The 12,808-nt window shown below is 53.6% G+C and carries 12 protein-coding genes; 9 read left to right on the forward strand and 3 right to left on the reverse strand.

Annotation, left to right across the window (positions count from 1 at the left end; all coding sequences use genetic code 11):
- Positions 1–118 precede the first annotated feature (118 nt).
- The 4 genes from FDZ78_RS08720 to FDZ78_RS08735 all read left to right on the forward strand — a co-directional run bounded on the left by FDZ78_RS08720 (position 119) and on the right by FDZ78_RS08735 (position 4,594).
- Positions 119–634, forward strand: coding sequence for an OmpH family outer membrane protein (locus FDZ78_RS08720; protein ID WP_107031855.1), 516 nt, complete (start codon positions 119–121; stop codon positions 632–634).
- 120 nt (positions 635–754) lie between these two features.
- Positions 755–1,249: an OmpH family outer membrane protein gene (locus FDZ78_RS08725; RefSeq protein ID WP_107031854.1), complete on the forward strand. Its 495-nt coding sequence runs from the start codon at positions 755–757 to the stop codon at positions 1,247–1,249.
- Positions 1,250–1,369: 120 nt separating this feature from the next.
- Entirely contained in the window at positions 1,370–3,283 is a 1,914-nt protein-coding gene (locus FDZ78_RS08730) for an LptF/LptG family permease (RefSeq protein WP_123398656.1), read from the forward strand.
- Between the two features lie 75 nt (positions 3,284–3,358).
- Positions 3,359–4,594 (forward strand): bifunctional 3,4-dihydroxy-2-butanone-4-phosphate synthase/GTP cyclohydrolase II, encoded by a 1,236-nt coding sequence (locus tag FDZ78_RS08735; protein WP_107031852.1) that lies wholly within the window; start codon positions 3,359–3,361, stop codon positions 4,592–4,594.
- Here the strand turns inward: FDZ78_RS08735 and FDZ78_RS08740 are convergent.
- Complete coding sequence (locus tag FDZ78_RS08740; protein ID WP_107031851.1) at positions 4,558–5,268, reverse strand: metal ABC transporter ATP-binding protein; 711 nt, start codon at positions 5,266–5,268, stop codon at positions 4,558–4,560. The two genes, FDZ78_RS08735 and FDZ78_RS08740, sit on opposite strands and share 37 nt — an antisense overlap.
- A 49-nt stretch (positions 5,269–5,317) precedes the next feature.
- On the reverse strand, positions 5,318–6,205 hold the full coding sequence (locus FDZ78_RS08745) for a metal ABC transporter solute-binding protein, Zn/Mn family (protein ID WP_123398655.1): 888 nt from the start codon (positions 6,203–6,205) through the stop codon (positions 5,318–5,320).
- Between the two features lie 256 nt (positions 6,206–6,461).
- Between FDZ78_RS08745 and FDZ78_RS08750 the strand changes: the two genes are divergently transcribed.
- The 5 genes from FDZ78_RS08750 to FDZ78_RS08770 all read left to right on the forward strand — a co-directional run bounded on the left by FDZ78_RS08750 (position 6,462) and on the right by FDZ78_RS08770 (position 11,574).
- Entirely contained in the window at positions 6,462–8,006 is a 1,545-nt protein-coding gene (locus tag FDZ78_RS08750) for a glycine--tRNA ligase (RefSeq protein WP_107031849.1), read from the forward strand.
- A 77-nt stretch (positions 8,007–8,083) separates the two neighbouring features.
- Positions 8,084–8,668 (forward strand): LemA family protein, encoded by a 585-nt coding sequence (locus FDZ78_RS08755; protein WP_172480274.1) that lies wholly within the window; start codon positions 8,084–8,086, stop codon positions 8,666–8,668.
- Between the two features lie 48 nt (positions 8,669–8,716).
- Complete coding sequence (locus FDZ78_RS08760) at positions 8,717–9,271, forward strand: FKBP-type peptidyl-prolyl cis-trans isomerase (RefSeq protein ID WP_107031848.1); 555 nt, start codon at positions 8,717–8,719, stop codon at positions 9,269–9,271.
- A gap of 37 nt (positions 9,272–9,308) precedes the next feature.
- Positions 9,309–10,439, forward strand: a complete 1,131-nt coding sequence (gene tgt, locus FDZ78_RS08765) for a tRNA guanosine(34) transglycosylase Tgt (RefSeq protein ID WP_107031847.1) — start codon at positions 9,309–9,311, stop codon at positions 10,437–10,439.
- A 64-nt stretch (positions 10,440–10,503) separates the two neighbouring features.
- Positions 10,504–11,574 carry an LptF/LptG family permease gene (locus FDZ78_RS08770; protein ID WP_369699867.1) on the forward strand — a complete coding sequence of 357 codons (1,071 nt, stop codon included), beginning with the start codon at positions 10,504–10,506 and terminating at the stop codon, positions 11,572–11,574.
- Positions 11,575–11,710: 136 nt separating this feature from the next.
- Here the strand turns inward: FDZ78_RS08770 and FDZ78_RS08775 are convergent, their stop codons facing one another.
- A complete protein-coding gene (locus tag FDZ78_RS08775) occupies positions 11,711–12,751 on the reverse strand; it encodes a hypothetical protein (protein WP_124075639.1) in 1,041 nt (346 codons plus the stop codon).
- Positions 12,752–12,808 lie beyond the last annotated feature (57 nt).

Consider the following 12,808-nt stretch of genomic DNA (forward strand, 5'->3'; position numbering starts at 1 on the left):
GTCAGGCGGTCTATCCGGCATCGGGTTTTCCGCCTGATTAAAAATTTGTTTAAACTTTTCAACCGCTGGAGTGTCATATATAGTATGAACCCTAACCCCTAAACAGTCAAATCTGCTTATGAAAAAGATATTTCTGACATTGGCACTGGTCCTTGCATGCTTCGCAGGCGCTTCGGCCCAGAAGTTCGCTCTGGTCGACATGGACTACATTCTCTCCAACGTTCCGGCCTACGAGATGGCCAACGAACAGCTCAACCAGATCTCTCAGCGCTGGCAGAAAGAAGTGGAGTCAGTGGCCAGGGAAGCCGAAACTCTCTACAAAAACTACCAGAATGAAATGGTTTTCCTGACCGATGACCAGAAGAAAAAGAAAGAAGAGGCCATCGTGGCCAAGGAAAAACAGGCGGCTGAACTGCGCCAGAAATATTTCGGCCCTGACGGCGAGCTCTACAAGAAGCGCCAGTCGCTCATGAAGCCGATCCAGGACGATGTCTACAACGCCGTCAAGAAAGTCTCCGAAGAGCGTGGCTACCAGTGCATATTCGACCGCGCCTCGGCAGCCGACATAATCTTTGCCTCTCCGCGCATTGATGTCTCCAACGAGGTACTTGAAAAGTTAGGTTATTCCAAATAAAATCCCTATCTTTGCAACGTTTCAGTCGCCCCGGCAGGTTAATTTTATTAAAAATTGCTGAATCCGTCAGGCGCCCATCATCCGAACCGATAAATATAAATTCAACGCACCAATAAAACGATGATTAAAAAATTTTTGCTCGCAATCATGATTGCGCTTCCCATGAGCGTTTTCGCCCAGAAATTCGGCACCGTCAATACCGCAGAGCTCATGGAATCTCTTCCCGAAATGAAGACAGTACAGGAGCAGATGACCGCTGCTTCTAACAAGTATCAGGACGAATTTTCAAAGCTTCAGGAAGAATTCAACAAGAAATATCAGGAATTCAACGCACTTGATGCAAGCACTCCTGAAACCATCAAGGAACGTCGCGTACAGGAAATGCAGGAACTCGACGCCAAGATCCAGAAGTTCCGCGAGACAGCTGACCAGGATCTCCGCCGCCAGCAGCAGCAGCTCATGGCCCCCATCCAGGAAAACGTCATGAAAGCCATCCAGAGCGTAGGCGCCGAAGGCAACTACACCTTCATCTTCGAGAACGGAATGTCGCTCTACACCGGAACCGATGTGACCGACGTCACTCCCCTCGTGAAAGCCCGTCTCGGCATAAAGTAAGCCTCTGTGCAGAAGCTCCTTATTGGATAAACTCATAATCGTCCGCCATGTTCCCCTCACGCAGTATAACCGCAGGGCGCATGGCGGGCGTTAGCCATTAACACCACATCAGTCATTGCTATGTTTCGAATCAAGCGCATGGACATCTTCATCCTGCAGAGCTTCGTGCCTCTGTTCATGATGACGTTCTGCATCTGTCTGTTCATAGTTCTGATGCAATTCCTGTGGCGCTACATTGACGATCTTGTCGGCAAAGGTCTCGGAGTTGATGTCATTGCCGAACTTTTTTTCTACGCGGCGCTCACCATGATCCCGATGGCGCTGCCGCTTGCCATCCTGCTCGCCTCGCTGATGACTTTCGGCAATCTCGGCGAGCAATTTGAGCTTACAGCCATGAAGGCCTCCGGCATATCGCTTCTGCGCACTATGGCCCCGCTCATCGTCCTGATGGTCATGATAGCCACCGGAGCCTTTTTCTTTCAGAACAACGTGCTTCCTGTGGCCCAGACCAAGATGTGGACCCTCCTTTACTCCATGAGGCAGAAATCGCCCGAACTGGAGATACCTGAAGGCGTTTTCTACGATCAGATTCCCGGCTACAACCTTTTTGTCCAGGAGAAAAACCGCGACACCGGTGTGCTCTACGAGATGATGATCTATGACGTCTCGAAAGGCTTTGAAAACTCCTCGATCATTCTGGCCGACTCAGGCAAGATGTCGATCACGCCTGACAAGACCCACCTCTTCCTGCGCCTGTGGAACGGCGAATCGTTTGAAAACATCCGCGATGCCGGTGCCTCAAACATGCGCAATGTCCCCTATCGCCGCGAGTCGTTCAGCCAGAAAGACATCATGCTTAAGTTCGACGCCAATTTCAACCGAATGGACGAGCAGGGCATGCGCAGCCAGTACGTAGGCAAGAACATGACCGAGCTCCAGGCATCTATCGACTCCATGAGCCATCGCGTCGACTCGATCGGCGACATCTACGGCACTGCCCTCCGCGAGTATCCCTACATGGGTCTGCGCCGCTACGACTCCAAGACCGACAACGAGGGCCGCCACTATAAGCTCCGCCGCCCCGACGTGGCGCTCGCCCGGCCCGTGGATGTCGACTCCGTGTTCCGCGGCTCATCTTCAGGCGTACGCATCAACTACCTCTCGCAGGCACTCTCAAAGGCCGAGCGCACTCTGGAGGAATACAAATACAAGAGCCAGACAATGGCCGAAGAACAGAAGCTCATCCGCCGCCATGCCATAGAACTGCAGAAGAAGTTCACCCTCTCGTTTGCCTGCGTGATTTTCTTCTTCATCGGAGCGCCACTCGGTGCCATCATCCGCAAAGGCGGACTGGGCACACCGCTGGTGATCTCGGTGTTTCTCTTCATCTTCTACTACATCATTGACAACATGGGCTACAAATTTGCCCGCGACGGCAAATGGGAAGTCTGGGAAGGCATGTGGCTGAGTGCCGCCGTGCTCCTGCCCCTTGGCATATTCTTCACCTACAAGGCTGTCAATGACTCAGCCGTATTCAACAAAGATGCCTATCTCAACTTCTTCCGCCGCTTCTTCGGAGTCAGCGAGGTGCGCCATGTGGAGATGAAAGAGCTTGTCATGGCTGAAGTCGATCCCAAGGTGGCCGTCGAACGCCTTGCGGCGCTCAAGGACGAGACTGCCGCCTATATCTCTCATAATCCTGAAAAGCAGTCATATGCCGACTACTGGACCCGCGGCTATGACCGTGACAGTCTCCACCGCCTGCGTGACAACATCGAGGTTACTGTGGAATATCTCTCCAACTCGCGTGAGAAGTTAGTGGTGCTCAAACTCATGGACATGCCTATTCTCCGCAGCCTCTGGTTTCAGCAGCCCTCGCGCCGCCCCTGGCTGTCGCGCCTGATGATCGTGCTGTTTCCCGCCGGTGTGCCTGTGTGGCTCTACGGACGCAAGACTCAGACCGACCTGCGCGCGGAGCTTGCCACTGTCAACAAAGTGGCCGATGAACTCATTAAACTTATTGACAAGGATTGACGGAGGTTGCTGAAAACGCTCCCGGAATCCGCCTCCCCCCCTCTGATACAATCATAAATTACCTGAAATAAAATCATGGATAATATAAAGTTAGACCGTATAGAAGACGCGATTGCCGACTTCCGCGAAGGCAAGTTCGTGATAGTTGTCGATGATGAGGATCGCGAGAACGAGGGCGATCTGATAATTGCAGCTGAGAAAGTGACCGCTGATCATGTCAATTTCATGATCACCAACGCCCGCGGAGAACTCTGTTCGCCGCTTTCGCTCTCGCGCTGTCGCGAGCTTGGCCTCAGCCGTCAGGTCGAGGACAACACTTCGATGCTCGGAACACCCTTCACCGTGACGGTTGACTTGCTCCCTGGCTGCACCACCGGAGTCTCGGCTCATGACCGCGCCGCGACAATCCGCGCGCTTGCCGATCCGGCTTCCACTCCTGATATGTTCGGCCGTCCGGGCCACGTCCATCCGCTCTATGCCCAGGATGCCGGAGTGCTCCGACGTTCCGGCCATACGGAAGCCGCCATTGACCTTGCGCGCCTTGCCGGCCTGCAGCCAGCGGCCTCGCTGATAGAGATTCTCAATGAAGACGGTACGATGGCCCGCCTGCCTCAGCTGCGCCGCAAGGCCGACGAGTGGGGACTGAAGCTGGTGTCGATCCGTGATCTCATTGCCTATCGCCTGCAGAAAGAATCGCTGGTGGAGGAGGGTGTGGAGGTCGACATGCCTACAGCCTACGGCCATTTTCGTCTGATACCTTTCCGCCAGAAGAGCAACGGACTGGAGCACATCGCGCTCATTAAGGGCGATGTCAGCGGCTCAGATCCGGTGCTTGTCAGAGTTCACTCCTCATGTGCCACAGGCGACATTTTCGGTTCGATGCGCTGCGACTGCGGAGAGCAGCTCCACAAAGCCATGCAGCTTATCGAAAAAGAAGGCCGCGGAGCCATCGTCTACCTCAATCAGGAAGGCCGCGGCATTGGGCTGATGGAAAAAATCAGAGCCTACAAGCTTCAGGAAGAAGGTCTTGACACCGTAGACGCCAATCTCCATCTCGGCCACAAAGCCGACGAGCGCGACTATGGCGTAGGCGCACAGATTCTCCGCAAGCTCGGCATAGAGAAAATGCGTCTGATCACCAACAACCCTGTCAAGCGTATCGGCCTGGAAGGCTATGGTCTTGAAGTAGTGGAAAATGTGGGCATAGAGATAGCCCCCAACAGATATAACCTGCGCTACATGCTCACCAAGCAGCAGCGCATGGGCCATGCGCTTCACATGGACGATCCGTCATCGTCGTCGCAGTCGTAATGCACCTGATGGTGGCTTGAATGACATTCGGTCAGCCGGTGGTCTATTATCAGATGCCGGTTGGCCATTCCTGCTATTGTCGACATCTCGTGAGAGACGAGCAGCAGGGTAGTGGAGTGTGAGAGTTCGGCCACAAGATCGTAGATATAATGCTCGAAGCGCTTGTCGACATAGCTCAGAGGCTCGTCAAGCACCAATACCCGCGGCCTGGCTATGATGGCCCGGCCTAAAAGCGCGCGCTGGAGCTGTCCGCCTGACAGGTTGCCGATGGTCTGCGACGAATGGTTTTCGAGGCCCATCAGCTTTGTGACCTCGCTGACTCTGCGGCGCATCTCCTCCTTGCCGGGCGATTCGGCTATGAGTCCTGAGGCTATGACCTCCTCCACGCTGATAGGGAAGCGGGAGTCTATCATGTTTTTTTGCGGAAGGTAGCCGATCGAAAGATCATCGACGGCTTTTCCGTGGCGGAAGTAGGTGACGGAGCCGCTTGTGGGCTTGAGAAGGCGCAGCAATATGCGCAGCAGGGTTGTCTTGCCGCCGCCGTTGGGGCCTGTGATGGCTATGAAATCTCCGCGGTGCACATCGAAGTTGATGTCTTCAAGTGCAATCTTGTCATCCCATTTTTTGCAGATATCGCGGAGTGATATGATGATTTCCTTTTCCTTGTTTTCCATGACGGGTGTGAAAATTCTGTGAGAATCATGCAGAAAGACTGGGCGGGTGTCAATCGGCTGTAATGGCGTCTGTTATCGCACACATTTCAGCCTCCCAGTCATAGGAGAGCGGATTGATGCTGACCTTGCGCAGGCCGAGCTGGTCACTGAGCACTTCGGCCTGACGGCTGTCAAGATCTTTCTGGTAGAAGAATATGCTGGCCGAATGGCTGTCAGCGTGGTCAATCGTTTTGCGGAGCATGGTCAGGGAACTTTCCTTGTTCTCGGCGTTTCCTGCAGTGATCTGTTCCAGTCCGTAGTCACGGGCGAAATAGCTGAGCGAGGGGTGCCATACCATGAAATGCTCTCCCGCATGTGATGCGAGACGGCTCTCGAAGTCGCGGTCAAGCGAGTCGAGCCGCTGGGCGAAGCGATCATAGTTGCGACGGTAGTAATCCTCGTTTGAGGGATCTATCTTGACCATCGCGTCGAGCATGTTTCTTACAATTATTTTTGCATTTTTGACAGAAGTCCAGGTGTGTGGGTCGATTTCCTCATGATGCACTCCGCCGTGGCCGTGGCTGTGACTGTGAGTGCCTGTCACCGGGACCACCCCCTCCGAGGTGTTGAATATAGGCAGTTCGGGGTCTTCCTGGCGGATCTTGTCGAGAAGCGCGGCCTCGAAACCGATATTGCCCATGCGCAGAAAGCCGATTGACTTGCGGAGATTCATTATATGGGTCAGCGACGGATCGTAGTTTTCCGGATTGGCGCCGTTGGCTATCAGAGTTCTGATGTCTACCTTGTCGCCGGTGATCTGTTCGAGCATATATTTCTGCGGCTCGATGCTGACGGTGACTATCGGGGTCTCGGCGGGAGCAGCCGAGCAGGCGGTCAGGAGCCATATGAGTCCCCCGATCGCAATGGTCAATATTGATATGTTTATTGTGGTTTTCATGAATCCGGATATGTGTACAGTATATTAAACAATCAGCCCGCATTTTGGTGCAGAGTATAATATTTTTGCAAATATAAGCATTTTTTAGCAGTTAAAGGGCGCCTGTTAAGAATATTTTTCATTTTTGCCGCTTTTGGCGAATATCAGCCCCAAAGCAGCCATTGTCTGCAAGGCATTTTGAACTGAAAATGGGCCTGAGACAGAGAGGAGTCGGAAATTTTTACTATCTTTGCAACTTCTAAAACAATCTCAAAAAATGGCAACACAAGACGAAGTTTTCAAAAAGATAGTAAGCCATGCCAAAGAATATGGCTTCGTGTTTCAGTCAAGCGAAATTTATGACGGTCTCTCGGCGGTCTATGACTACGGCCAGAACGGCGTTGAGCTCAAGAACAACATCAAGCGCTACTGGTGGGATTCGATGACGCTGCTTCATGAGAATATCGTGGGTATCGACTCCGCTATTTTCATGCACCCGACCATCTGGAAAGCTTCGGGCCATGTGGATGCCTTCAATGACCCCCTGATTGACAACCGCGACTCCAAGAAGCGCTACCGCGCCGATGTGCTCATCGAAGAGCAGATCGCCAAGATCGAAGACAAGATCGAAAAGGAAGTGGCCAAAGCCGCCAAACGTTTCGGCGAGTCATTCGACGCAGACATGTTCCGTCAGACCAACGGCCGTGTGCTTGAATATCAGGCCAAGCGCGACGCTCTCCACGAACGTTTTGCAAAGGCTATGAACGACGGCGATCTTGACGAACTCCGCGCAATCATCATCGACGAGGAGATCGTATGCCCCATCTCAGGGACCAAGAACTGGACAGAGGTGCGTCAGTTCAACCTCATGTTCAAAACCGAAATGGGCTCTACTGCTGACGGCGCAATGACCGTTTACCTGCGTCCGGAGACAGCCCAGGGTATCTTTGTCAACTATCTCAACGTGCAGAAGACCGGCCGCATGCGCATCCCCTTCGGTATCGCTCAGATTGGCAAGGCCTTCCGTAACGAGATTGTGGCCCGCCAGTTCATCTTCCGCATGAGAGAGTTCGAACAGATGGAAATGCAGTTTTTCGTGCGCCCCGGCTCGGAAATGGAATGGTTCAAGACCTGGAAAGAATTCCGTCTGCGCTGGCACAAAGCTCTCGGCCTCGGCGATGAAAAATACCGCTACCACGACCACGAAAAGCTGGCCCACTATGCCAACGCCGCCACTGACATCGAATTCCAGATGCCGTTCGGCTTCAAGGAAGTGGAAGGTATCCACTCCCGAACCAACTTCGACCTCTCGCAGCATGAGAAGTTCTCCGGCAAGAAAATCCAGTATTTCGATCCGGAGCTCAATGAAAGCTACACACCCTATGTGATCGAGACCTCTATCGGCGTTGACCGCATGTTTCTCAGCGTGCTCTGCTCAGCCTATGAGGAGCAGGAACTCGAAGGCGGCGACAAGCGAGTGGTGCTCCACCTGCCCGCTCCCCTCGCTCCTGTCAAGTGTGCCGTGATGCCTCTGGTGCGCAAGGACGGTCTGCCTGACAAGGCCCGCGAGATCGTCAACGAACTTAAGTTCGACTTCTCCACGCACTATGAGGAAAAAGACTCGATCGGCAAGCGCTACCGCCGTCAGGATGCCATCGGCACCCCGTTCTGCATCACCGTTGACCACCAGACTCTTGAAGACAACACTGTCACCCTCCGCGAACGTGACTCAATGGAGCAGAAGCGCGTCAGGATTGAAGATCTTCACTCGCTCATCCACTCTCAGGTGTCGCTCAACGCGCTTCTCCGCAAGCTCGCCTGACCAGGAGCTGGCCCAGGCTTGCGAAAACAGATTACACATCCTTTGAAAAAAACAACTCTTTCCCCACTTAATAGATAATGAAAATGAAGTTTCTGAAACATCTGATACTCGCCGTCATGATGATGCCGCTGTTCTCTTCATGCAACTACAACTCGCTTGTAGAGAAAAACCAGCAGGTAGAGCAGTCATGGGCTGAAGTGCAGAACCAGTATCAGCGCCGTTCCGACCTGATTCCCAATCTTGTGGCCACAGTGAAAGGCTATGCCACTCACGAAAGCGAGACCCTTGAGAAGGTGACCCAGGCCCGCGCGGCCGCCACATCGGTCAATATCAATGCCGAGGAACTCAACGAGGAGACTCTCGCCAAGTTTCAGGAGGCACAGAACCAGCTCACAGGCGCGCTGAAATCGCTCCTGGCTGTCAGCGAGGCCTATCCCGATCTGAAAGCTAACGAGAATTTCCGCGATCTGCAGGTGCAGCTTGAAGGCACTGAAAACCGTATAGCGACCGCCCGCGGCCGCTACACCCAGACCGTAGCTGACTACAACACCTCTATAAAGAAGTTTCCCACAAATATCTATGCCGGATGGTTCGGATTCGAACCCCAGCCACAGTTCAAGGCTGACGACGCCGCCCAGCGCGCTCCGGAAGTGAAATTCTAAAGGACCGTTTAGAATAGGTGTTTTATAATAAAAGTCTAAAAAAAATCTATGCGAAAGCTTTTTCAAACCATAGTGTGCGTATTGCTTACAGGCGCAGCCTTTGTGGCCTGCAACGATGACAACACTTGGGAAGACTATTCCGAATGGCGCGAGGCAAACGTGGCGTTCTATGACGAGCAGCGCTTTGCAATGGGGCCTGACGGAAACATATACCAGACGCTGACTCCGGCATGGAACACTTCGGCCAACGTGCTGATCCGTTACCTCAATGACCGCAGCAAGACAGTAGGCAACCTCTCGCCGATGCTGAACTCGACTGTCGACGTGAAATATATAGGACGTCTCTACAATGATGTGCCTTTTGACTCGTCGTATCTTCAGACAGCGTCATACGGCGACAGCCTTTTCCGCACACAGCCCTCAAGCGTGATCCAGGGATGGACCATCGCACTGCTTGACATGCGTGTGGGCGACAGCGCCCGTGTGGTGATCCCCTACAATCTCGGCTACGGTTCGTCAGGTTCGGGTGTCATACCCCCCTATTCAACTCTGGTGTTTGACATGAAGCTGGTCGACATACCTTTCTTTGAGGTGCGTCCCTGATCACCGGCTCTGAATCATTCACAAATCAGAATCAGCAATGGATTTCAAGTTAGAAGCTACCGCTCCCGGCACGGCCGCCCGCGCCGGTCTGATCACTACTGACCACGGCGAGATCCGCACTCCGATTTTCATGCCCGTAGGGACAGTCGGCAGTGTCAAGGCTGTGCATCAGCGCGAACTGCGCGAGGATGTGAAGGCCCAGATCATTCTCGGCAATACATATCATCTCTATCTGCGCCCCGGCATCGAGATTCTCGAAAAGGCCGGCGGTCTGCACAAGTTCAACGGATGGGACCGCCCGATTCTGACCGACAGCGGCGGTTTTCAGGTGTTTTCGCTCTCGGCCAACAGAAAACTGACCGAAGAGGGCGCATGGTTCCGCTCTCACATCGACGGATCGAAGCACCTGTTCACTCCTGAAAAGGTTGTCGACATAGAGCGTTCGATCGGTGCCGACATCATGATGGCGCTTGACGAATGCCCTCCGGGCACAGCCGAGCGCTCATATGCCCGCAAGTCACTTGATCTTACCCACCGCTGGCTTGCCCGCGGATGGAAGCGCTACAAGGAAACTGAAGGCAAGTATGGCTACAGCCAGGCTTATTTCCCGATTGTGCAGGGTGTGACATATCCCGATCTGCGCCGCGAGTCGGCTAAGTTCGTGGCCGATCTCGGAGCCGACGGAAATGCCATTGGTGGTCTTGCCGTAGGCGAGCCGGCCGAGGTGATGTATGAGATGATCGAGGTGGTCAATGACATTCTGCCCGCAGACCGTCCGCGTTATCTGATGGGCGTAGGCACTCCGGCCAATATACTTGAGGCGATTGACCGCGGCGTTGATATGATGGACTGCGTGATGCCTACCCGCAACGGTCGCAACGGCATGCTCTTCACCCGCCACGGCATCATGAACATGCGCAACCGCAAGTGGGCCGATGATTTCTCTCCGCTGCAGGAAGACGGTCCGAGCTATGTCGACACAGCCTACACCAAGGCCTATGTGCGCCATCTCTTCATAGCCGATGAGATTCTCGCCATGCAGATAGCCTCGATCCATAACCTTGCGTTCTATCTTTGGCTCGTTGAAGAAGCCCGCCGCCATATCATGGCCGGTGATTTCAGCAGCTGGAAGCGCGAGATGCTTGAGTGTGTGACCCGCAGGCTTTGACCGTGGCCACACTCTGACAGAGTTTTTTCTCAGCCATGTCTGATTTCTTTGAATATCTGAAGTTTTGAAAATACTTGACTGGTATATAATCCGCAAATTTCTCGGCACTTACGTGTTTGCCATTATGCTCATTCTGGCGATCACGGTGATGTTTGACATCAACGAAAAGCTTGATGCCTTCCTGAAAGCGCCCCTGAAAGCCACGGTGTTTGACTATTTTCTGAACTTCCTGCCTTACTTTGCCAATCAGTTCAGTCCGCTATTCACTTTTATCGCGGTGATTTTCTTCACTTCCAAGCTGGCCGACAATTCCGAGATCATAGCCATGCTGTCGACCGGAATGAGCTATAGGCGTCTGCTGAGACCCTATCTTGTGAGTGCGACTGTCATCGCCGCGGCCACATATATGCTGAGCGCCTATATCATCCCTCCGGCCAATGTCAAGCGAATAGAATATACCAACACCTATGTGAAAAACAAGCGTGTGGATTTCGGTTCGAACATACAGCTGCAGGTGGCCAAAGGCGAGATCGCATACATGCAGTCGTTCAACAATTCACAGAAGACGGGCTACAAGTTCTCGCTCGAATCATTCGAGGACAAGAAGCTTGTTTCGCGTCTGACGGCGCAGACCATCAAGTGGGACACGCTCCACAACTGGACCGTGCGTGACTATATGATCCGCGATTTCGACGGCCAGCGCGAGACGATCCGCCGCGGTTCACGTCTGGATACCATAATTCCAATCGAGCCGCGTGACTTCCTGATATCTAAGAATGACCATGAGACCATGACCTCGCCGGCCTTGCGTGAGTACATCTCGCGCCAGAAGGAGAGGGGAGTGGCCAACATAAAGTCATTCGAGATTGAAAACCACAAGCGCTATGCCATGACGGCGGCTGCGTTTATTCTTACCGTCATCGGCATGTCGCTGTCATCGCGCAAGATCAAGGGGGGCATGGGTGTCAATATCGGCATCGGGCTCGTGTTGAGTTTCAGTTATATCCTGTTCATGACAGTGACCTCGACCTTTGCGATCTCAGGCTACACTTCGCCTATGGTGGCAATGTGGATTCCGAATATACTATATACGATTATCGCTCTTGTATTATATTATAAGGTGTCGCACCAGTAGGAGCCTCGGGGGGCGAGGTTGCTGAAACGCCCCTTGGAATATCGCTCTGAATCCGGTGTCTGAAAAATCAACCGAGGCTCCACGGTGACTGCTGCCGTGGAGCCTCGGTTGATTTTTGGGTGTGTGGGGGGGTGGATCAGAGTCCGTAGGTGAGGGTGGTGAGGTAGCGGAGACGTCCGTTCATTGTATTTGAACCGAAGGAGAGGGTGATGTAACCGTTGTTGCCTCCGAACCATGTGGCTCCGATGGAACCGGGGGTGTTGCTGACCGAGACAGGCATGCCGTAGGTGGCTACAAGTGAATTGTAGACATTGTTGTAGCGGGCAAGGTCGTAGCGTGGAGTTGAATAGTAGAATGACGATGCGTCAAGTCCGTGAGTTCCATAATAGAGGGCTCCATCGGTCCATACGTAGTTCATGGCGCTGACGTTGCGCAGATAGACGATGTCGTTGGTGTATCCGTCGACGTTGTAGCCTGACGAGAGCAGGTAGTCAAGCGAGATGTTGATGGCACTGCCAAATGTAAGGCCGAGAATGCCGCGGATCACAGGGATGCGTCCGGCCGGTCTCCAGCCGCGAGGCGGCATTGGACGGTGGTGTGGACGGGCCATGACAGGGCGGTAGGGGCGATGGGGTGGCGCTACATGGGGTGGCCGTGGCGCGGGATGGTGGCCGATGCCGGGTCGGTGGCCGTTGTTACCGGGACGATGGTTGTTGCCGTTTCCGACGCCGGGACGGTGGCCGTTGTTACCGGGACGATGGTTGTTGCCGTTTCCGATGCCGGGACGGTGGCCGTTGTTACCGGGACGATGGTTGTTGCCGTTTCCGATGCCGGGACGGTGGCCGTTGTTTTCCGGGTGATGGTTGTTGTTGCCGTTTCCGACGTTTGGACGGCCGTTGTTGTCCGGACGGTGGTTGGTGTTGTCCTTGGCCGGGATTATGTTGGGGCGTCGGTTGGAGGGGCGTGAGGAGTTCGGGCGTGTATTGTGAGAGGATGAGTGGCCGCCGCGGTTGTTATTGCTGTTGTTCTTGTGGTTTCCTCGCGGAGAAGATGTGCGCTCGGTACGGTTTCCGCGACCTTCACGGTTTTCACGGCTGCGGCTTTGGGCTTCCATGCATGGAATGGAGAGAATGATGGTCAGCAGTGCGATTGACAGGGTTTGTAAGATTCTTCTCATGACTGTAAAAAAATTATTACTGTCCGCTAAACCATAAAAAGGCGAGTCCAACTTCCT

It is taken from the genome of Duncaniella sp. B8 (genome assembly GCF_005304985.1).
GTDB lineage: Bacteria > Bacteroidota > Bacteroidia > Bacteroidales > Muribaculaceae > Duncaniella > Duncaniella muris.